Source organism: Streptomyces sp. NPDC004721, from assembly GCF_053601495.1.
This window is the reverse complement of the sequence record NZ_JBSGBZ010000016.1, coordinates 88,227-109,569: the sequence shown is the minus strand read 5'-3', so window position 1 is coordinate 109,569 and position 21,343 is coordinate 88,227. Positions and strand designations below refer to the sequence as shown.

The window sequence follows — 21,343 nt, the reverse complement described above, 5'->3', positions numbered from 1 at the left end:
TCTCAGGTGGTTCTCTCACGGCCGCAGGAGGCCCGTACCTTCAGTTCGGGGAGCAGTTCCACCCGGTGGATCGGGAGGGCCGAGCCGTGCCGCAGCCGCCTCAGCAGCAGGTCGACGGCGGCGGCGCCGACTGCCCGTTTGGGCGGGGCCACGGCGGTCAGCGGCGGGGCGCCGAGGGCCGCGAAGACGTCGTCGTAGCTGATCAGCGCCAGGTCCTCGGGGACGGACAGGCCGCGTGCGCGCAGCAGTGCCGGAAGCTGGATGGCGTCCTGGTCGTTGTGCACGAGCGCGGCTCGCACGCCCCGGCCGACGGCCTCGGCGAGTTGGCCGGCCACCCGCTCGGGGGCCGTGGCGGGATCGTCGATGTCGATCACCGGCTGCGGTGTCAGGCCGAGGGTGGCGCAGCCTTCGGCGTAACCGCTGCGTACCTTCAGCGCCGTCCAGGTATCGCGGCGGGCAGCGAGGGCCACGGTGTCGTGACCGAGCTCGGCCAGGTGGCGCAGGGCGAGCAGCACGCCGTGATGGTGGTCGGAGCTGACCGAGTCGAGTTCCGCGGCGGCCGTGCCGACGGCGGCCCGGCGTTCGACCAGCACCGTCGGGACCGGCAGTCCGTTGAGCCAGAGGCGGTCGTCCGGGTTGTTCGTGGACATCCAGTTGGGCGTGAGCATGAGTCCCTCGGCGCCCGACTTGAGCAGTTGTTCCGCTTGGCCGCGGTCCGCGCCGGGGTCATAGGACGAGATGCCGAGCACCAGGTGGGCTCCGGCGTCGGCGGCTGCGGCGCGCGCGCCGGCGATCACCTCGTCGAAGTACTGGCTGATGGTGTGGCTCACCGTGGGCACGATCAGGCCGAGGGTGCGGGCGTCGGCCTCTGTACCTGCTCGCTCGTCCGGTACCGAGACCGAGCCGTGCGAGCGGCGCAACAGGCCTGTCTCGGCGAGGGTCGCCACATCCCGGCGCACGGTGACCGCCGGGAGGTCCAGACGGGCCGCGAGGTCTGTCACCCGGACCGTGCCGAGCTTGCGCACGATCTCCAGGATCCGCGTCCGGCGCTCGTCTGCCGCGATCGACATGACGGTCCCCTTCTCCCTGATCTGACTCACCACGAGTCTAGCGTTCGATACATTACTGATCTATTGCTCAGTAATTTGATCAGTCCCCGTCGGAGGCGACGGTCACCTCGTCCGCGCGGATGAGGACCTCGCGACGGCTGCCGTCCGGCCAGTGCACGCGCAGCCGGTGCCCCGTCGGGGCGGCCTCCACCGCGACCCGCGCGGCCGACGGCGCGGTCCCGGCTCCGCTCAGCCGCACCACCGAGACGAACAGGCACTCCTCCCCCGTGACCGTGCCGGTCAGCACCGGGACGGCCGCCGCGGGCCCGAACGCGGTGCCCGCAGGCACGGGCTCGGTCGTGGCGGTGTCCAGGCCGTGCAGGGCGACGGCCTCGGAGACCAGCGTGGACCCGGTGACCCGTATCCGTGCTCCGTCGCCGGTCACAGCCGTCTCCACCGCGTTCCCGGCCACGGCCCATCCCGTGTGCCGTACCCGGGTCCCGCTGGCGGCGCCGGTGACCAGGTGCGCGTGGACCTCCTCGGCTCCGTCGGCGAGCACCAGGGAGGTGACGCCGACGCCCGGCAGTTCGGCACCTCCGACGCGGGGCCGGTGTGCGGAGGCCGCCCAGCCGGGTCCCGTGCCGAGCGGGACGATCGGGCCGCGCTCGCTCGCCTCGCCGCCGTCCAGCAGCGCGAAGTGGTTGTCGGCGGTGCCCTCGAAGGCCGGCCCGGTGACGGTGGAGTACGCCAGGCGCGCGTACAGCGGGTCGTCCGGCAGGACCTCGCCGGCCGGCTGGTTGTCGCTGCCGTGGTTGTGCACGCGTACGAGTCCGTCGGCGGACGTGGACTGGATCAGCCAGCACGCTCCGCGCACCGGGACCACGGCGTCGCCGCGCTCGGCCGGTGCGGGTTCCTCCACGGCCGTCCACACGGGGTGGCCGGGCGGCAGCAGCAGGCCGAGGAAGCCCTTGCTCGCCCAGTACGGCGAGGCGGGGCCCGAGTACGGCTGCACCAGCGGAGGGCAGGAACCGAACCAGCCGAGAGTGAGCAGGCCGTCGTCGTCCACGGCGCCGTGGTCGAGGAAGTGGCGCAGGGTGCCGGAGGCCAGCCGTCGTGTGGTGCCCGGACTCAGCGGGGTGTGGCCGGTCAGGGCGCCGGCCCACGGTGCGGCGGCGGAGGCGAACCGGTAGATGAGCGAACGGCCCTGGTGCAGCGGGGCGCCGTCGCCCCCGAAGGTGTGCGCGTACTGCCCGAGGTGGGCGGCGAGCCGGGTGCCGTAGCGGTCGAGCAGCCGTCTGTCGTCCGCCAGGTGGGCGTGCAGGACGGGGTAGAGGTGGAAGGCCCACCCGTTGTAGTGGTCGAAGGCGCGCGGCCGTCCGTCGGTGTACCAGCCCTCGCCCAGGTACCACTGCTCGATCCTGGACAGGCCCTGGGCGACGGCGCGTTCGGCGGCCTCGGTGTGGTGGCCGGTCTCGGCGAGGAAGCCTCCGACGGTGACCTGGAAGAGCCACCAGTTGTTGTCGACGGGGGTGTGGCGCAGCGCGCCCGCGAGCCAGTCGGCGGCGCGGGTGCGGGTCCGTGCGGGGAGGCGGTCCCACAGCCAGGGCCGGGTCAGACGGAGGGCGAGCGCGACGGAGGCCGCCTCCACCATGGCCTGTCCCCGGTCGGTGACAGCCGGCCAGGCGACCGGGTCGCGACCGGTCAGTTCCCTTTCCCCGGTGGGGCACCGCGTGCCCGCGGCCAGCCCCTCGGCGTACCGGTCGAGCAGTCGCAGCGGGTCCTGCCCGCCGGCGCCCGCGACGCGGAGGGCGGCCAGCAGGAAGGTGCGGGCGTAGCCCTCCAGCGCGTCCGAGCGCGGGCCGGACCAGCTCGGGCGCGGGCCGGGCAGCGCGATCAGCGCGTGGCCGGGCCCGGCGTGCCGCAGCGCCGCGGTGAGCAACCCGTCCGCCACGGCCTCCCAGTGGGCGCGGGTCCAGCCCGTGTACGGGCTGAGCGAGCGGTCCTCGGGTGGGAGTGACGTGCGCGGCATGGCGGGGCTCCTTGCTCGGGGTCCCGAATCTAGAAGTCGACCGATCGATCGTCAATGCGATCGATCGAATGATCTGAACACGGGGCTTCCGCAGCCTGCCGGCGCCACAAATCCGCAGAACATCCGCGATGAGCATCTCCCTTCCCTCCTGATCATATGAGATCGTTCGATCGAAAGGTATTGACTTCGATCTGAAGCGTTCCCAAGATGTGCGGTACCCGGGCCCGACGGCCCCGGAGCCCGGCCGGCTTCCCGCCGCCGGCTCCGCACCGGGCACACTCCACCCGTCCCGTCTCCCAGGAGCCGAGCCATGTCCGCTGCCTCCACCCGCAGTCGATCAGCCCTCCGCGCCGCCGCCGCGCTCACCGCCGCCGCGCTGTCCGTCACCCTCCTCGCCGCCTGCGGCAGCGACGGCGACAGCCCGTCGTCCGGCTCGGGCAAGCCCGTCGACATCACGTTCTGGGGCTGGGCGAAGGGCACCCAGCAGGTGGTGGACGCTTTCAACGCCTCCCACAAGGACGTGCACGTCAGCTACGAGGAGATCCCCTCCGGCGCGGCCGGCGGCTATGCGAAGCTCTCCAACGCGGTCAAGGCCCACAACGCCCCCGACGTGTTCAACGTCGAGTACCCGCAGCTGCCGGACTTCGTCAGCCAGGGGGCCGTCCAGGACATCGGCAAGTACGTCGGCGCCGACCTGAAGGCGAAGTACCTGCCGCAGGCGGTGCAGCTGACCACTCTCGGCGGTGCCACGTACGCGCTGCCGCTGGACGCCGCCCCGCAGGCCTTCTACTACCGCAAGGACCTGTTCGACAAGGCGGGAATCAAAGCGCCCACGACCTGGGACGAGTTCCGCACGGCCGCCGAGAAGCTGAAGAAGGCCGAGCCCGGCAGCCGTATCGCCACGTTCTTCCCCGACGACCCGACCACCTTCGAGGCGATGGCGTGGCAGGCGGGCGCCCAGTGGTTCGGCACCGCCGGGGACACCTGGCAGGTGAGCCTGGAGGCGCCCGAGACGAAGAAGGTCGCCGACTTCTGGCAGAAGATGATCAACGACGACCTGGTCCGCGTCGAGCCCTCGTTCAGTCAGCAGTGGACCGCCTCGCTGCAGAAGGGCCAGACGGCCGGCTACCTGGGGGCGTCCTGGGGCGGCGGCGTGCTGAAGGGCACCCTTCCGAAGGACCAGGCCGGAAAGTGGGCCGTCGCCCCACTGCCGTCCTGGAACGGCACTCCTGCGAGCGGCATGCTCGGCGGCACCACCTTCGCCGTCTCCAAGGACAGCAAGAAGGCGGAGGCCGCCGTCGAGTTCGCCACCTGGGCCACCACAACCGCCGAGGGCATCCAGGCCCGGATCTCCTCCGGTGACTCCTCCGCCTTCCCGGCCGACCCCGCGCTGGTGCCGGTGGCCGCGAAGGCGTTCAAGGCCGACTTCTACGGCGGGCAGGACATCTACGGTGTCTACAAGAACGCCGCCGAGTCCATCGAGCAGAAGTGGACCTGGGGTCCGGCGATGGGCGTCACCAACAACTCCCTGAAGGACGCCTTCGGCAAGCTCTCCTCCGGTTCCGGCACCATCGCCCAGGCCCTCGCGACCGCGCAGAAGGACACCGTCGCCGAGCTGAAGAACCGTGGTCTGAAGGTCTCCGCGCCGTGACCCCAACCGCTCCAACGGACACCCGCGCGGCCTCCGCCGCGCCCTCGCGTACCGCTGCCGTCCGGCGGCGGCGGTACGCGGCGCCCGCCGTGCTGCTCGCGCCGTTCTTCGTGCTCTTCACCGGGGCCACGCTGGTGCCGGTCGGCTACGCCGTCTACCTCAGCCTCTACGCCGAGCACCGCTCCGGCCTCGGCTTCGGCGGCAGCGAGACCGTCTTCACGGGACTCGGGAACTACACCCGGGCACTGGGCGACGCGGCCTTCCGCGGCGGCTTCCTCAACCTGGCGCAGTACTGCCTGCTGTACATCCCGCTGATGATGATCCTGGCGCTGGTGCTGGCCCTGCTGCTGGACTCCACCCTGGTCAAGGCCCGCCGGTTCTTCCAGCTCGCCCTGTTCCTGCCGCACGCGGTGCCGGGCACCATCGCCACCCTGGTCTGGATCTACCTCTACACGCCCGGCATCAGCCCGGTGATCGGCGCCCTGAACTCGCTCGGCGCCCGCGCCGACCTGCTGGGCCATCCACTGCCGGCCGTCGTCAACATGGCGGTGTGGGAGTGGACCGGCTACAACATGGTGATCTTCTTCGCCGCGTTGCAGGCCATCCCGCGCGAGGTCCTGGAGGCCGCCGTGGTCGACGGTGCCGGGCCGCTGCGCACGGCGCTCAGCGTCAAGATCCCGCTGATCCGTTCCTCGCTCGCGGTCGTCGGCCTGTTCACCGTCATCGGCTCCCTGCAGCTGTTCACCGAGCCGATGATCCTGCACGGCACCACCCCCAGCGTCGTCTCCACCTGGTCCCCCAACATGTACGCCTACACCGCGGCCTTCGAGCGGCACGACTACGGCCTGGCCGCCGCCTCCTCGGTCCTGCTGGCGCTGGCCGCCGCCGCGCTCTCCTTCGTCGTCACCCGGGCCACCCGCGCCCGGGGCGAGGACCGGCCCCAGCCCGCCACGGAGGCCGCCGCATGACCACCGCCACCGCACAGCCCGGCACCGCACGCGTGAAGGGCCGCCCCTGGTCGCTGTCCAAGGCCGCCGTCAACGGCGCCCTGGTACTGGCCACCGCCTACACCCTGCTGCCGCTCGCCTGGCTGCTCACCGCCGCCGCCAAGAACACCGGCGACCTGCTCGGCGGCCGTACCCTCACCCCCTCCACCTGGCACCTCGGCGCCAACCTGCACGCCCTGGCCACGGCCGGCGACGGCGTCTACTTCCGCTGGTACGCCAACTCCCTGCTGTACGCCGGGATCGGCGCCCTGCTGTGCGCGCTCGTCTGCGTCTGCGCGGGGTACGCCTTCCACGTCTACAGCTTCCCCGGCAAGGAGAAGCTGTTCGGTCTCGTCCTGCTCGGCGTGCTGGTGCCCACCACCGCGCTCGCGCTGCCGATGTACCTGCTCGCCTCCAAGCTGGGCGTCGTCAACACCTTCTGGGCCGTGTTCGTCCCCAGCCTCGTCAATCCCTTCGGCGTCTACCTGGCGCGCGTCTTCTGCGCCGGATACGTACCGGGCGAGGTGCTGGAGGCCGCCCGCATGGACGGCGCCGGCGAGCTGCGGACCTTCTGGTCGGTGGGGCTGCGGATGGTGATGCCCGGACTCGTCACCGTCTTCCTGTTCCAGTTCACCGCCATCTGGAACAACTTCTTCCTGCCCCTGGTGATGCTGTCCGACAACCGGCTGTTCCCCCTCAGTCTCGGCCTGTACAGCTGGAACACCCAGACCCACGCCTTCCCCGAGTACTACCCGCTGGTCGTCACCGGCTCCCTGCTCGGCATCGTCCCGCTGGTCATCGCCTTCATCGCCCTGCAGCGCCACTGGAAGGCCGGCCTGACCGCGGGAAGCGTCAAGTGACGTCCGCCCCTGCCACACCCGTACCGGAGAACCGAGTGTCCAACCCCCCGACCGCACCAGCCGCGCTGCCGAACCCGGCCGCCTCCGGACGGCGGCGTCCGCGCACCCTGCTGGCCATGCACGCCGATCTCGCCGGCCGGCTGATCGACCGCGCCACCCTGGACCGGCTCACCGCGCTCGCCGACCTCGACCCGGCCCTCGTCGTCGACGACTTCGACGACCCGCGGGCCGCCGCGGCCCTGCGCGAGACCGAGGTCATCGTCAGCAGCTGGGGCTGCCCGCCGCTGGGCGAGGACGTCCTCGCCCGGGCGCCCGCGCTGCGAGCCGTCATCCACGCCGCCGGATCGGTCAAGCACCACATCACCGACGCCTGCTGGCGGCGCGGGATCCAGGTCACCTCGGCGGCCTCGGCCAACGCCCTGCCCGTCGCCGAGTACACCGTGGCGATGGTCCTCCTCGCCAACAAGCAACTGCTGCGCCTACGGGACGACTACCGCGCCCGGCGCGGCGTCGAGCACGACTGGCTGACCGCCTACCCCCACGTCGGGAACTACCGGCGTACGGTCGGCGTCGTCGGCGCCTCCCGCATCGGCCGCCGCGTCCTGGAACTCCTCCGCCCGCACGACCTCGACCTGCTCCTGCACGACCCCTACGTGGACGCGACGGAAGCCGAACTCCTCGGCGCCCGCTCGGTGGAGCTGGACGAGCTGTGCGCGGCCAGCGACGTGGTCACCGTCCACGCCCCCGAACTTCCCGCCACCCGGCACCTCATCGACCGCCGCAGGCTCGCCCTGTTCCGCGACGACGCGACCTTGGTGAACACCTCCCGTGGCTCCCTCGTCGACCAGGACGCCCTGGTCGACGAACTCCTCACCGGCCGCCTCAACGCGGTTCTCGACGTCACGGTCCCCGAAGTCCTGCCCGCTGACTCCCCGTTGTACGACCTGCCCAACGTCCTCCTCACTCCGCACGTCGCCGGCTCCCTCGGCGGCGAACTCCACCGCATGGCGGCAGCAGCCGCGGACGAACTCGCCCGCTACACCGCCGGCCTCCCCTTCGCCCACCCCGTGCTGCACGAGGAGACCACCCGCTCGGCCTGACAAGGCCGCACACCCACTCCGGTCCGGCGCAGAGCGGGGGCGTCTTCCGGGACGCCCCCGCTCCCGGCTTCACCGACCGCCACGGAGACGGATACCGCCTCACGCAACTGCCGCGGACGGCCAGTGCCGCCCGACGGCCCGACCAGGGTCGGGTAAACGGTGTGTCCACGGGGGTGCGAGGCAGCGGATCCGTGCCGCTGCGACACCCGAGGTGACCCATGAAGTGGATCCGCAGGCGGGACCTGCTTCACCGGCTCAGGCTGGGCGCCACTGAGCCGTGCCCATTCCTCCTCTGCCCGGCACCGTAATTCGTTCGGCGGTGAATGGGATGGGCGGCTGTTCAATACCGGCGGCGGCCAGACCGGCCCGGTCCGTTTCAGCCGGCGGCACCCCGTAGCGGGTCGGACACGGCCTGATCGTAAGAGCGCCACTCCCACGACTTCATCCGACCAGAACCTTCCCCAAGCCGGTTGCTGATCTGTTGACATTCCGCAGAAGTCATGACATCTAGAGGGCATGGATTTTCGCCAACTCGAGTACTTCGGAGCCGTCGTCGAGGCTGGCTCGGTTTCCCAGGCCGCCAAGAATCTGCACATGACGCAGCCGCCGCTGAGTCACGCCATCGCGAAGCTGGAGCGGGAGCTCGGAGTGAGCCTCCTCGAGCGAACCGCGAAAGGCGTGCACCCCACCCAGGCAGGCCTCCACCTCCTCTCCAGGGGCGAACGTCTGGTAGCGGACCGAAACCGAGTCGTGGAGACGCTGAAACTGATGGGCGGGGGCGCAATCGGCGATCTGCACATCGGCGTGGAACCCATGGTCATCAACGAAATCATCGCGGACGTACTGGCAGAGTTCCTCGACCAGGCCCCCAAGGCGCGCGTCACGCTGGCTGATGTCACTCCCGACCTTGTTGTTCAAGGTGTTCTGTCCGGTGATTTGGACATGGGCTGCGTCCCGTTCGGTCCCACGCAATTCGCCAGGTTCGTCACTGAGGGCTGTGACTGGTGCCCCATTATCGACATCAACGTCAAGCTCGCCGTGCCAAGATATCGCGCCAAGGAATCCCGTCCTGATGGCAAGGGCTGGGGCCGGTGGATCCTGCCGTCCCGGCTTTCCGCGTTCTGGGGTATGCCGGACGCCGCGGAGAAAGCCTTGTCGGGCGACGACTCCTTCGAGGTCATCGAAGTATCCACGCCGCAGACGGCAGTAGCCTTCGTTGCCGCCGGGCTGGGTGTCGCGCTCGTGACCGAGCGCATTGCCGGATCGAGTGATTCGGTGGCGCTTCTCGACCCCCCGGAATGGCTCCGGTCCATGCAGGCGACCCTGCTGTGGAAGCGCGGAGGAGAGATTACTCCTCTCATGGACCGCTGGCTGCAGGCCACTCGAACCGTTACCGAGCATCGCCGCGCGCTCGGACGGTGAGAGCAGCCATACGTGGAACTATGCACCCCCCTACTGCGCCCTATATGGAAAGGGAGGGTGAAATCAAGAGCACATCCCTGTGATCAACCACCGAATCCATGTGACGTGCGCCACATGCGAGCCGGTATCCGCTCCGTAGCGGAACCCGCGTCAACGCTTGAAACGCCAGCTCAGAGGCGGTTTCTGGCTCCAGTGCCGATCGGCCCGTAGGCCGGTGGTCGGCGCACTCGAGCGTCGTTGGGCCCTTCCGTTTTCTATTGCCCGTGCCGTGCGGCCGTGTCAGTCTTCCCGGCAATTCGACGGCGCGGGCCGTTTCGGATCGATGAGAGAAAACCCCTCGTGCGATCGCTGCCCGCGCCTTGGCTGCACGAACCGATGGCTCGGCCCGGTTCCGTGAACGACAAGAAGGGGCCGGTCAATGACGGCGGGAAACGCGAATCAGTCGGCACAGAGCCCTGCCGGCGGTGAGTATCTCCCCTTTACCGGAGATGAATATCTCGAAAGCCTCGACGACGGCCGCGAGGTCTGGATCTACGGGGAGCGGGTGGAGAACGTCGCCGAACACCCCGCCTTCCGCAACTCCGCTCGCATGATCGCTCGCATGTACGACGCCCTGCACGACCCGGCGCGCAAGGACATCCTCACCGCGCCGACGGAGTGGGGAGGTTTCACCCACCGCTTCTACCAGGCGCCCAAGAGCGTCGAGGAGCAGGTGGCCTCCCGCGACGCCATCGCCGAGTGGCAACGGATCACCTGGGGCTGGATGGGCCGCTCTCCCGACTACAAGGGCTGTTTCCTCGGCACTCTCGGCGCCAACGCCGAGTTCTACCGGGGGTTCGAGGACAACGCGCGCAACTGGTATTGCAAGGCCCAGGAGAAGACCTGGTACATCAACCACGCCATCATGAACCCGCCGGTCGACCGCGGCCTCGGTCCGGACGCGGGCAAGGACGTATTCATCCGTGTCACCAAGGAGACCGACGCCGGCTTCTACGTCACCGGTGCCAAGGTGGTGGCCACCGGGTCCGCCCTCACGCACCACACCTTCGTCGGTCACGTGGGCCAGGTCGCCGTGCAGGACCCGGCCTTCTCCCCGGTGTTCATCACACCCACCAACGCTCCCGGCGTGAAGCTGCTCTGCCGCACCTCGAACGAGTACCGCGCGTCCGTGCTGGGCAGCCCGTTCGACTACCCGCTGTCGAGCCGACTGGACGAGAACGACGCGATCCTGGTCCTCGACAACGTGTTCATCCCCTGGGAGAACGCGTTCATCTACAACGACCTGGAACAGGCGAACAAGTACAACATCCACTCGGGCTACCTGGAGCGCGCCTCCCTGCACGGGTGCACCCGGTTCGCCGTCAAGATGGACTTCCTCGTCGGCATGCTGTCCCGCGCCCTCGATGTCACCGGGGCCGGCTCGTTCCACGGGGTCATGTCCCAGCTCGGCGAGGTCATCGCCTGGCGCAACACCTTCTGGGCGCTGTCGGACGCGATGGCGAAGAGCGCGGTGCCGTGGAAGGGCGGCATGATCCAGCCCGACCCGCAGTTCGCCGGCGCCTACCGCGTGATGAACCAGCTGGCCATGCCGAAGATCAAGAACATCATCGAGCAGGTCGTGGCCAGTGGGCTGATCTACCTCAACTCCCACGCCAACGACTTCAAGACCGCGGAGATCCGGGGCTATCTGGACACCTACCTGCGCGGTACGGGGGGCATCGACGCCGAGGAGCGCGTCAAGGTCATGAAGATGCTCTGGGACTCCATCGGTACGGAGTTCGGAGCCCGCCACGAGCTGTACGAGATCAACTACATCGGCAGCAACGACGTGACGCGTCAGACCAACCTGTTCGGCGCACGGGGCAGCGGTCTGCTCGACTACTGCAAGGAATTCGCGCAGAGCGCCATGGACGAGTACGACCTGGACGGCTGGACGGTTTCGGACCTGCGCAATCCCGACGACGTCAGCATCCTCAAGGGCTGACGGCCCCGCGCGGCTCCCTGCCGAGAGGGAGCCCCGATCATTCGGCGACGCCGGAGCGTACCCGTCGCCATGCTCTCACCCACCCCAGGAGGACCCGTGGCTACGGCTATTGATGCTGCCCAAGTCACCTACGAGGCACCGGATCTCGAGGTGATGGAGAAGTTCCTGACCGCGTTCGGTATGGTGCCGGCCGAGGGCAGCGACGACCGGACCCTGTACATGCGGGGAACGGGCACCCAGCATCACATCCATGTGACCCGCAAGGCCGACAAACAGCGCTTCGTCGGCGCGTCGATCGAGGTCGCGACCTACGACGACCTCGTCGAGCTCGCCGCGATGCCGGGGTCCTCTCCGGTCCGCGAGTCGACGGAGCCCGGCGGCGGCCACGAGGTCGCGATGACCACGCCCGACGGCTTCGAGATCCGGGCGGTCCGGGGCCGGCGCAAGGCCGAGCCGATCCCGGACCGGGAACCCTTCGCGATGAACAACATCCGCGACAAGAACCGGGTGAACGCCGTCGTCCGCCAGCCCGTCGCGCCGTGCACCATCGCCCGCCTGGGTCACTTCGTGCTTCATGTGAAGAACCACGACGAGACCATGGCCTGGCTCAACGAACGCTTCAACTTCCTCCCCTCCGACTACTTCGTCCCGCCGGGCGAGGAGGGGCCTGTCGTCGGCACCTTCGTCCGGCTGGACCTGGGCGAGCAGCTCGTGGACCACCACTTCATGCTCGTCCTGCAGTCGGACTGGGCCGGAATCCACCACAGCGCGTTCGAGGTCACCGACATGGACGCCGTCATGTCGTCGCACGACTACCTCATCCAGCAGGGATATTCCCTCGACGTCGGAGTCGGCCGCCATCTGCTCGGCAGCCAGATCTTCGACTACTGGAAGGACCCCTTCGGCTTCCGCATCGAGCACTACACCGACGGCGACGTCGTCGACCACAACCACCGGCCGACCAAGTTCAACGGCACCGCCAGCGACACCACCCAGTGGGGGAACCGCCCGCCCCTGGAGTTCTTCCAGTGACCGCCGCAGCGAGCGCGGACCTCGCCGGACCACTGCCCGAACCGGTCCGGGCGCAGCTGACGCGGGCGGGCTCGGCCACCGTGGCAAACATGCTGCTCCGGCGCGGCCTGCGGAGCGTGATCATGGCCGGGGTGCGGCCGCTGGCGGCCGGCCAGCAGCCGCTGGTGGGCCCGGCCTACACCCTGCGGTTCATCCCCGCACGCGAGGATCTCGACACCCTCGCCACCTACTCGAGCAGCGACAACCTGCACCGTCGGGCGATCGAGGAGTGCCCGCCCGGCGCGGTGCTCGTGATCGACGCGTTCGGCTGCACGGCTGCCGCGTCCATGGGCGACATGATGGCGGCGCGGCTGAAGCACCGGGGTGTGTCCGGCGTCGTCACCGACGGCGGCTACCGGGACTCGGAGGCCATCAGGGGGACGGGCCTGCCGTGCTATCAGCGGGACAACGCGCCCCGAGCGACCCCCATCGCCCTGCATCCGGTCGCGCTCGACGAACCCGTCGGGTGCGGCGGAGTGGCGGTCTACCCCGGCGATGTGCTGCTCGGCGACGGCGACGGCGTCGTGGTCATTCCCCGTGAACTCGCCCCGGAGATCGCCGCGGAAGCCGCCGACGCCACCGCGTACGAGGAGTTCGCGGCTCGTGAACTCGAGCGGGGCCGGTCCCTCTTCGGACTGTTTCCCGCCACACCCGAAAGCCTCCAGGAATACGAAGCGTGGGTGGCCGCAGGCCGCCCGGGATTGGAGTGAACAGTGGACATCAACCCCGCGACCATGAAGTCGCTCGAGGTGCTGATCCATGCCGCCGACCTCAAGGACGAGGACTGGATCGACTATCCCGACTACGGGTTCCGTCAGTACTTCCTCTACAAGAACCCCGACACCGGCGCCAGCATCGCCCTCCTCGAGTACCAGCGGGGCGGCACCATCCCGACCAAGCACACGCACGCCTCGAACCAGTTCATGTACTGCCTCGAGGGCGACTACGAGTACACCGACTCCGGTCTCCGGCTGCGTCCCGGGTCGTTCTACATGAACCCGAAGGACCACCCGCACGGTCCGACCCTGGCGCACGAGCGCAGCGTGCTGATCGAGATCTACGACGGCCCGCACTACTACGAGAAGCCCGAATACCACACGGACGAAACGATCGGCGACTTCCTTGCCAAGGGGTGAGGTGCAGAACCGTCCGACGTATTCCTGCCGAACTCGCAACGTTGATGGAAAGCGATGATGAGCGAAACCACCAAGACTCTGTTCGACGCCGACAAGGTGCTGGCTGAATTCGGCCTGGACCAGGTGCATTCCGGCACCTACGCGGACTCGCTCGGCTGGGGAGCCGTCGAGGGCCGCCCGGTCGTCGAGGCGCAGTGTCCCGCCGACGGCGAGGTCGTGGGCCGGGTCGCGGCCTCGGACGGACAGGACTACGAGACGCTCGTGGCCGCCGCCGTCGAGACCCAGAAGAAGTGGCGGATGGTTCCGCCGCCACGGCGCGGTGAATTCGTGCGCCGGATCGGCCAGTTGATTGAGGAGAATCTGGAAGGCCTGGCCGCTGTCGTCTCGCTGGACACCGGTAAGTCGACGATGGAGGCCAAGGGCGAGCTCCGCGAGGCGATCGACATGTCGACGCTGGCCGCCGGCCAGGCGCGGATGATGTACGGCTTCACCCAGCAGTCCCAGCGTGCCGAGCACCGCATGTACGACCAGTGGCTGCCGCTGGGCGTGGTCGGGCTGATCAGCGCGTACAACTTCCCGGCCGCCGTCTGGGCGCAGAACGGGTTCCTTTCCGCGATCGCCGGCAATACGGTGATCTGGAAGCCGAGCCCCAAGGTGCCGTTGACCGCCATCGCCGTGCAGAAGCTGGTCAACAAGGCTGCGGCGGAGATGGGTTGCGAGGGTGTGTTCTCCCTGTTCATCCCCGACGACAACGCCGTCGCCGAGAAGATGGTCTCCGATACTCGTGTCGCCATGATCTCGTTCACCGGTTCCACGGCGGTGGGGCGCAAGGTCGCCGAGATCGTCGGCTCGACACTGGGCCGCCGGTACCAGCTGGAGTGCTCGGGCAACAACGGCTGCATCGTCGACGAGACCGCCGACCTGGAACTCGCCGCCAGGGCACTGACGTTCGGCGTGGTCGGCACGACCGGTCAGCGCTGCACGAGCACCCGCCGTGTCATCGCCCACGCGAGCATCGCGGACGAGCTGGTCGAGCTGCTGAAGAAGGCCTTCGACCAGATCACCATCGGTGACCCGCGCGACCCGGACACCGTGGTCGGCCCGCTGATCGACCAGCGTGCGGTGGAGGACTACCAGAAGGTCCTCGCCGGTGCCGAGCACGAGGGCGCCACCGTGGCGTACGGCGGCAACGTGATCGACCGCCCGGGTCTGTACGTCGAGCCGGCCATCGTCACAGGTGTCGAGCCGCACTTCGAGATCGCCCAGTCGGAGTCCTTCGTGCCCATCGTCTCCGTGCTGACCTACGACGATCTCGAGGAGGCCATCGAGATCCACAACGGCGTCGCCCAGGGGCTCGCCTCGGGCATGCACAGCACGAACCTGACCAACATCGAAACGTTCCTGTCGGCTCGGGGCAGTGACTGCGGAATCGTGCGCGTCAACATGGGCACGACAGGTGCCGATGTCGGTTCCGCCTTCGGCGGCGAAAAGGAAACCGGCGGTGGTCGTACCGCCGGTTCGGATGCCTGGAAGGGATTCATGCGCCGCCAGAGCGTGTGCGTGAACTGGGGCGGAACGTCCGCGTGGGACAACCGCATCGACCTCTGAGGACAACAGCGATGAAGAAGCAGCGTATCTACTCCGCCGCCGTGCGGGAGCCGGCGGACAAGATGTGGTCGAACTGCCTGAGGATCGACGAGCTCATCATGGTCTCCGGAATGACCGCCCGCGGGCAGGACAGGGAGACTGTCCTCGGCGAGACCTCCTACGAACAGGCCACGGTCGTCTTCCAGAAGATCAAGGACCTGGTCGAGGCGGCGGGCGCGGTCATGGACGACATCGTCAAAATGACCATCTACGTCACGGACATCAGTGACAACGCCGAGGTGTGGAAGGCCCGTCAGAAGTTCTTCTCCGGCGACTTCCCTGCCTGCACGCTGGTCGAGGTCTCTGCCCTCGCCAAGCCCGAGATTCTCCTCGAAATCGAGGCCATCGCCGTAGCGGGTTGCAGCGCGGACTGATCCTCGCGGCGACATCGGGCGGGTCCGGCCATGGAAATTCCGCCGCAGGCGCCACATTTCTCACAAGGACAGGAACCACTGTGTCTTCTTACACCAGGAATCCCAGACCGGCTGATTCGACACTGGCGGCTGCGGCGGAAGACCATGCCCTGGTCAGCGTGCCGTTGGCAGAGCGCAGGAGCGGCTACCAACTCGCCCTCAGCCCGGTCAGCGTCGCCACCGCCCTCGTCGTCTTCGCCATCGCCGGCTTCACCGTCGTGCTCGCCGGCTTCACCGTGGGCCTGATCGTCGGTGTCCTCGTCGCGGCCTTCGCGGTGGGCCTCGGCAAGGCCCTGGGACGGATGGCCTTCGAAACCGGTATGTCGAGCACCATCACTTCCCGGTTCTTCGGATTCGGCTTCAAGGGCTCGGCGATCGGCTCGATCGTCTTCGCGTTCATGATTCTCGGCTTCCTCGCCGTCGAGGCCGCCCTCCTGTACCAGGGCACGCTGTTGATGTTCGGCCTGCCCGATTCGTGGGGATGGCGCATCCTGATCTACGGCTGCATGACGCTGCTGTGGATCGGGCTCGCCATCTTCGGCATCAAACTCGCCCTGCGCGCCACCGGCGTCCTGATCGCCGTCACACTGCTCGTCACGATCTACATGATCGTGGACATCTATGTGATCCAAGGCGCCAACCCCATGGACGTGTTCACTTATGCGGGAGTCGTCCCCGGAGGCCTGTGGCCGCGATTCGAGTCCGCGGTCTCGGTCATGGGCGCCACGGCCGGAACCATCGCTCTGGTCACGACGGACTTCGCGCGTTACTGCCGCACGGGGCGCGACGTGACGGTCCTGGCCGTGGCCGGCCCGGTCACCCAGAACATCGTCATGACCGTCCTGGGCTCCCTCGTCGTGATCGGCGGCATGCCCCAGGTCATCGGCTACCTGATGGCCCACAACAAGGGCATGGGCCCGGAGGCGGCCGCTGTCGCGGGCAACACGTTCGTCATGCAGAACACAGGTGCCTTCTTCGTCATCTTCGCGGGCTGGATGGGCTTCGTCACCATCTACGCGGCCCAGGCCAAGGCCCAGGCGATCAACGCCTACTCCGGATCACTCTCGCTGGTCAACCTGATCGACTCCCTCACCGGCAGGAAGCCGGGCCGGGCGGCGATGGTGTTCGTCGGCAACATCATCGCCCTGGTGATGATCGCCGCCGGAATCCTGGAGAAGTTCACCCAGTACCTGGCGTACCTGGGCGCCATGACGCTCGGCATGTGCGGCGTGATGATCGCGGACTACTACCTGGTGCGCCGGGCGCGGTTCGACAGCGCCAGCCACCGAGTCGAGAAGTGGAACTGGGCCGGAGTCGTCACGCTGGTCCTGTCCGCCGCGGTCGGCGTGATCCTGATGGCCACCGACGTCTTCACCCTCGGCTTCCTGGTGTCCTTCGTGCTGGCGCTCGCCGTCTACCCGGTGCTGCGGAACTGGCTGCCCGAAGGCACCGGCACCACGTTCGTCGCGGGCGAGGAAGCTCTGGAAGAGGCCCATTGACCCCCGGCCGGCAGCCACGGCCCACGGCACGTGGCTGCCGGTCCCTCACCCCCGGTCCTGTCCCAGGACCGGACCCACGATTCATCCAGGAGGCCTCGGGATGACCGAGATCATGTGGGACTCGGAGATCTATGAGAAAGCCGCTGCCGCCAGGACCCTGGCGTCCAGCGCGGCGGTACCATCGCTCGCCGATCCTCGTCAGTTGCGCAACACGCTGGGAAATTTCGCCACCGGAGTCGTCGTCCTCACCTATCGGTCCGGCGACAGCTACTACGGGATCACCGTGAACTCCTTCACTTCGGTGTCCCTGGACCCACCCCTGGTGCTCGTCTCCATGCAGCGGACCTCGCGCGCACTGACCTACCTGCTCGAGCGGCCCTTCGCGGTCAACGTGCTCGGGGACGACCAACTCGCCACCGCTCTGCAGTTCGCGGGCAAGCCGCAGGACACCCACCGCATCGAATGGGTCGGCGACGACGTGGCGCCACGGATCAACGGCTCGCTGGCGTACTTCCAGTGCACGCCGTGGGCGGGGTACGACGGCGGCGACCATGTCCTCGTGCTGGGGCGTGTGCTGTCCTACGGCCAGCAGGACGACACCCGGCCCTTGCTCTTCTACCGCGGCCAGTGGGGCGCTCTGGCCGAAGACGCCGAGCGCAGCGCCGGTGAGGGCGCACAGTCCGAGAGAGGCCGACGATGATGGTCGATACGCAGGTGAACGAGGAAACGAGCAGACTGCTCGCGGAGTTGACGGACATCTACCCACTCCTGCAGAGCGAGGCCAAGGACAGCGAGCGTCTGCGCCGGCCGACACCGGTGGTGCAGGACGCACTTCGCGACAGCGGCGTCTTCAAGCTGATGGTGCCGGCCGAACTCGGCGGCCTGGAGGCTTCCCCGCTGCAGATCCTGCACGTGATCGAGAAACTGTCCCACGCCGACGCCTCGCTGGGGTGGCTGGTGCGCGCCCTGACGAGTGAAACGGCGACAGCGGCCACCTACTTGAGTGACGAGGCGGTCGGTGAGCTCTTCGCCCACGGCACGTACCCGCTGGTGACGGGACAGTCGACCGCCTTCACCGGCCGAGCCGTACGGGAAAGCGGCGGCTATCGGGTGAGCGGTGTCTGGAAGTTCGCCCCAGGGGTGTCCATGGCCACCCACCTCAATCTGGCGGTGACGGTCGAAGGCACGGGAGAGCGGCTGGTCTGCCTGGTTCCCCGTTCGGCCATGCGGATCAGTGACAACTGGGACATGCTGGGGCTGCGCGCGACCGCGAGCCTCGACTACCGGGCCGAGGACGTGCTCGTCGAGGACAAGTACGTCTTCGGCATCGGCCCGGAGAACGTGCGACGAGGCCGCTGCATGAGCCGGGTGAGCCCTGCTCTGCTGGCCGGCCTGCACCAGGCGGCCTGGTCCCAGGGCGTCGGGCGGCGCATGCTCGACGAGTTGCGCGACCTGACCCGGCGCAAGGACCCTTCCGATGGCTCCCCGGTCACCAGTGACGAGTTCTTCGCGGAGTTCGCACGGCACTTCTCGCATGTCCGGGGCACGATGGCGCTGCTGCGTGAGACCTGGCGCGACAACGAGTCGACGCTCGCGACGGGAGCTCAGCTGAACGACGAGCAGGAGACGATGTCGCGGCTCGCGTGCAGCCTGGCCACCCGGACCGCGCTGGAGATCAGTCAGCTCGTGCACCGTTTCGCGGGCGCGCAGGTCATGCGGAACGGCACGTTGCAGCGATTCTTCCGCGACAGCCATGCCGGAAGCCAGCATCGGGGCTCCTCGCACATAGTGACGCAGAAGTGCGGCCGGATGCTGTCGGGCACACTGCCCGCCGGGTCGCACTGGGGGTTCTTCGATCTGGTGGTTCCCGAGCCGGCGGCCGTCGGCCTCTGAGGCATCGGACCGAGCGCGAGTCCCGGCGCGAGCAAGGGCGTCGGCGCAACAGGAAAGGAATGAAGTGAGACTGGCAACCGTGCGCACCCGCCAGGGGACATGCGCAGCTCGCCTGGACGGTGATGAGTTCACCGAACTCCCCGGTCATGCCGACGTCGGTTCCCTGCTGGCGGACGAGGACTGGCAGCGGATCGCGAGGAACGCCACCGGGCGCCGGCACCGCGGGGACGACGTCGATGTGTGGACCGTCGTACCGCGTCCGTCGAAGGTGCTGTGCGCCGGCCTCAACTACACGAGCCACATTCAGGAGATGGGCCGGGAACTCCCGGCCCATCCCACCCTCTTCGCGAAGTTCGCCGACACCTTGACCGGCCCCGTTGATGCGGTGTCGGCCGTGGCGGAGGATCCGGAGATGGACTGGGAGGGAGAACTCGCCGTCGTCATCGGACGGACCGCGTACAAGGTGCGTGAGGAAGACGCGGGCCATTACATCGCCGGCTTCACGGTGGCCAACGACATCTCCATGCGGGGGTGGCAGTACCGCACGACGGAGTGGTTGCAGGGCAAGATCTGGGCACGTTCCACTCCGGTAGGCCCGGTCCTGACCACGCCCGACGAGTTCGACCCCGCGACCGCCGTTCTCCGCACCACGCTCAATGGCACCCCGGTCCAGGAGCACAGGATCGCGGACCTGTTGTTCACTCCAGCTCACCTGGTCGCGTACGTGTCGACCATGGTGCCGCTGCACCCCGGAGACCTGATTCTCACCGGCACCCCCGGTGGAGTGGGAAGGGCTCGCACGCCGCAGAGGTATCTGAGGCCCGGGGACCTGGTCGAGGTGACCATCGACGGTATCGGCACGGTGTCCACCCCGATCACCTGAGCCTCTGTGCCGCCGGCCCGGTGCGCCCGATCAGCGGTCGCACCGGGCCGGGCCACCTGACCGATTCGCGCGCCGGTCGGATCCACCGCGCGGAGGCCGGCGCCACGCAGATCTTCGCGTCGGGTCAGGCCAGCTTGATCCGCTGAAGGTCTTCGCCGACGATCACCTTGCCGCTGTACCCCCGCTGTGCCCACTTCTTCCACTTCCGGACGTCGATCGGGTTGTGGGCGACCTCGGAGATGTGCGAGAGCACGAGCATGTCGACCTCGGCCCGCTGTGCGATCGGACCGACCTTCTGGACCTCGACGTGGGATTGCAGCAAGTGGTCGACGAAGACCGCCGGGGCGTCGAGCCCCTCGACGCTGATCGCCTCGTGGACCAGCACGTCCGAGCCCTTGGCCAGGGCGATCAGATTGTCGCTGTACGTCGTGTCGCCGGAGAACGTGACCGAACCGTGGTCGGTGTCGAAGCGGAAGGCGAAGGAGGGGAACACCGGTCCGTGCGGCACCAGGATCGCGGAGACCTTGACGCGGTCGTCCTCCATCACTACGAACGGCTTCATCGCAGGCGCGGTGTTCTCGTAAGTGGCACCGACCTTGGGAGGCTCGATCTCGTGCACATCGGCAAGGGCCCGGATGTCCTGGATGCCCATGTCACGCAGGAAGACATTCGTGCTGTAGGCGTACGCCGCGTGGCAGTCGTCGGTCAGTGCCTTCAGGCCCGGCGTCGGGCTGTCCGGGTTGACCGTCGGTGCCTGTCCGCCACCGAACTTCGGCGGGAGCCCGCCGGCCGGTCCGGGACCGTAGACGGGGACGGGGCGGGTGAGGTTGTCGTGCTCCTGGTTGGGGACGCTGCCCCCGAGGAGGAAGAAGTTGTAGTAGTCGGCGACGTGGTCGGCGTGGAGATGCGTGATGAAAATGCCGCTCAGGGACGCCAGCGTGAGGCCGGACCGCACGTACTGGGTAGCGGCCGAGCGCCCGCAGTCGATCACGTACGTCGCGCCGTCGACGACGAGCGCGGTGGAGATCCCAGCCCGCAGCGGGTCGATCGGAGGGCCCGCCTTGGTGCCCAGCAGCACCAGTTCGAGCGCACTCGGCCGGCCCTTGCCGGGTCCCCGGCCCGAGGGCTCGGTGCGGGTTTCCGCCGCCGCCGCTGTTGCGCCGGGGAGGCTGAGGACCACCGGAGAGATACCGAGGGCGGCCAGCACGGAGCGCCGGGCGACCCCGCTTCCGGCATCGGCAGGAGATTCAGGACCGCACAGGTTGCACATGATCATCCGCCTTGATGTGTAGTGGGCTGGCTGAGGTTGCGGGCTGCCATTGACAGTGCGCAACATGGCCGCTGCGGGATTGCAAGTAGTCGGAAGTTCTCATTCATCGAACAACGATCCGGGTCCGAAACAGCCTGTGGCGTCGAATTGCCGGGAAGACTCGCATGGCCGTTTGACGCAGAGCAATAGGTGTCAGAGGCCTTGATATGCCGTCTGCGCGTCGGACGGTGCTGCTCCAAGAATCCGCAACGCAACCCGAAGAGCACCTCTGACCAGCCGCTTCAGATCGCGGTAGCAGGGTGCGGCAAAGCGTGAACCAGCCCTCGTGTGATGCAGGTCACGTCAATTCCTCATCGCTCCGCGAGACCTGCGCCGGACTTCCCCTCCCGCTCCCATACAGAAACCGATAGGGGGCGGCAAAGGACTTTGTATGGCTCGGCTTCGGAGGCG

The 21,343-nt window shown here is 68.4% G+C and carries 18 protein-coding genes; 15 read left to right on the top strand and 3 right to left on the bottom strand.

Translation table 11 applies throughout. The annotated features are described in order from the left end of the window. Positions 1-2: 2 nt before the first annotated feature. Together ACWEK3_RS17220 and ACWEK3_RS17215 are read right to left on the bottom strand one after the other, a co-directional pair. Positions 3-1,070: a LacI family DNA-binding transcriptional regulator gene (locus tag ACWEK3_RS17220; protein WP_453250002.1), complete on the bottom strand. Its 1,068-nt coding sequence runs from the start codon at positions 1,068-1,070 to the stop codon at positions 3-5. A 79-nt stretch (positions 1,071-1,149) separates the two neighbouring features. Beyond that, positions 1,150-3,078, bottom strand: a complete 1,929-nt coding sequence (locus ACWEK3_RS17215; RefSeq protein ID WP_453250001.1) for a DUF2264 domain-containing protein — start codon at positions 3,076-3,078, stop codon at positions 1,150-1,152. A 310-nt stretch (positions 3,079-3,388) separates the two neighbouring features. Between ACWEK3_RS17215 and ACWEK3_RS17210 the strand changes: the two genes are divergently transcribed. The 15 genes from ACWEK3_RS17210 to ACWEK3_RS17140 all read left to right on the top strand — a co-directional run bounded on the left by ACWEK3_RS17210 (position 3,389) and on the right by ACWEK3_RS17140 (position 19,623). Beyond that, positions 3,389-4,729, top strand: coding sequence for an ABC transporter substrate-binding protein (locus ACWEK3_RS17210; RefSeq protein WP_453250000.1), 1,341 nt, complete (start codon positions 3,389-3,391; stop codon positions 4,727-4,729). After that, positions 4,726-5,697 (top strand): carbohydrate ABC transporter permease, encoded by a 972-nt coding sequence (locus ACWEK3_RS17205; RefSeq protein WP_450543107.1) that lies wholly within the window; start codon positions 4,726-4,728, stop codon positions 5,695-5,697. The genes ACWEK3_RS17210 and ACWEK3_RS17205 overlap by 4 nt, the downstream gene beginning before the upstream one ends. Continuing rightward, positions 5,694-6,575, top strand: coding sequence for a carbohydrate ABC transporter permease (locus ACWEK3_RS17200; protein ID WP_450543105.1), 882 nt, complete (start codon positions 5,694-5,696; stop codon positions 6,573-6,575). The genes ACWEK3_RS17205 and ACWEK3_RS17200 overlap by 4 nt, the downstream gene beginning before the upstream one ends. A gap of 116 nt (positions 6,576-6,691) precedes the next feature. After that, positions 6,692-7,675, top strand: a complete 984-nt coding sequence (locus ACWEK3_RS17195; RefSeq protein WP_450543146.1) for a hydroxyacid dehydrogenase — start codon at positions 6,692-6,694, stop codon at positions 7,673-7,675. A 516-nt stretch (positions 7,676-8,191) separates the two neighbouring features. After that, positions 8,192-9,097, top strand: coding sequence for a LysR family transcriptional regulator (locus ACWEK3_RS17190; protein ID WP_453249999.1), 906 nt, complete (start codon positions 8,192-8,194; stop codon positions 9,095-9,097). A 418-nt stretch (positions 9,098-9,515) separates the two neighbouring features. Beyond that, a complete protein-coding gene (locus tag ACWEK3_RS17185; RefSeq protein WP_453249998.1) occupies positions 9,516-11,081 on the top strand; it encodes a 4-hydroxyphenylacetate 3-hydroxylase N-terminal domain-containing protein in 1,566 nt (521 codons plus the stop codon). A 96-nt stretch (positions 11,082-11,177) separates the two neighbouring features. Then, complete coding sequence (locus ACWEK3_RS17180; RefSeq protein ID WP_450543100.1) at positions 11,178-12,113, top strand: VOC family protein; 936 nt, start codon at positions 11,178-11,180, stop codon at positions 12,111-12,113. Beyond that, entirely contained in the window at positions 12,110-12,862 is a 753-nt protein-coding gene (locus tag ACWEK3_RS17175) for an RraA family protein (RefSeq protein ID WP_453249997.1), read from the top strand. The genes ACWEK3_RS17180 and ACWEK3_RS17175 overlap by 4 nt, the downstream gene beginning before the upstream one ends. Before the next feature lie 3 nt (positions 12,863-12,865). Continuing rightward, positions 12,866-13,288: a cupin domain-containing protein gene (locus tag ACWEK3_RS17170; RefSeq protein ID WP_281154397.1), complete on the top strand. Its 423-nt coding sequence runs from the start codon at positions 12,866-12,868 to the stop codon at positions 13,286-13,288. Between the two features lie 57 nt (positions 13,289-13,345). Next, complete coding sequence (locus tag ACWEK3_RS17165) at positions 13,346-14,896, top strand: aldehyde dehydrogenase family protein (protein WP_450543094.1); 1,551 nt, start codon at positions 13,346-13,348, stop codon at positions 14,894-14,896. Positions 14,897-14,907: 11 nt separating this feature from the next. Further along, positions 14,908-15,309: a RidA family protein gene (locus ACWEK3_RS17160; RefSeq protein WP_450543092.1), complete on the top strand. Its 402-nt coding sequence runs from the start codon at positions 14,908-14,910 to the stop codon at positions 15,307-15,309. A gap of 158 nt (positions 15,310-15,467) precedes the next feature. Next, complete coding sequence (locus ACWEK3_RS17155; protein WP_450543090.1) at positions 15,468-16,847, top strand: purine-cytosine permease family protein; 1,380 nt, start codon at positions 15,468-15,470, stop codon at positions 16,845-16,847. 100 nt (positions 16,848-16,947) lie between these two features. Further along, positions 16,948-17,547: a flavin reductase family protein gene (locus ACWEK3_RS17150; protein ID WP_453249996.1), complete on the top strand. Its 600-nt coding sequence runs from the start codon at positions 16,948-16,950 to the stop codon at positions 17,545-17,547. Beyond that, positions 17,544-18,740: an acyl-CoA dehydrogenase family protein gene (locus ACWEK3_RS17145; protein WP_450543088.1), complete on the top strand. Its 1,197-nt coding sequence runs from the start codon at positions 17,544-17,546 to the stop codon at positions 18,738-18,740. The genes ACWEK3_RS17150 and ACWEK3_RS17145 overlap by 4 nt, the downstream gene beginning before the upstream one ends. Before the next feature lie 64 nt (positions 18,741-18,804). Further along, on the top strand, positions 18,805-19,623 hold the full coding sequence (locus tag ACWEK3_RS17140; protein WP_453249995.1) for a fumarylacetoacetate hydrolase family protein: 819 nt from the start codon (positions 18,805-18,807) through the stop codon (positions 19,621-19,623). 124 nt (positions 19,624-19,747) lie between these two features. Here ACWEK3_RS17140 and ACWEK3_RS17135 read toward each other — a convergent pair whose 3' ends face one another. Next, positions 19,748-20,899, bottom strand: a complete 1,152-nt coding sequence (locus tag ACWEK3_RS17135; RefSeq protein ID WP_450543084.1) for an MBL fold metallo-hydrolase — start codon at positions 20,897-20,899, stop codon at positions 19,748-19,750. Positions 20,900-21,343: the final 444 nt, after the last annotated feature.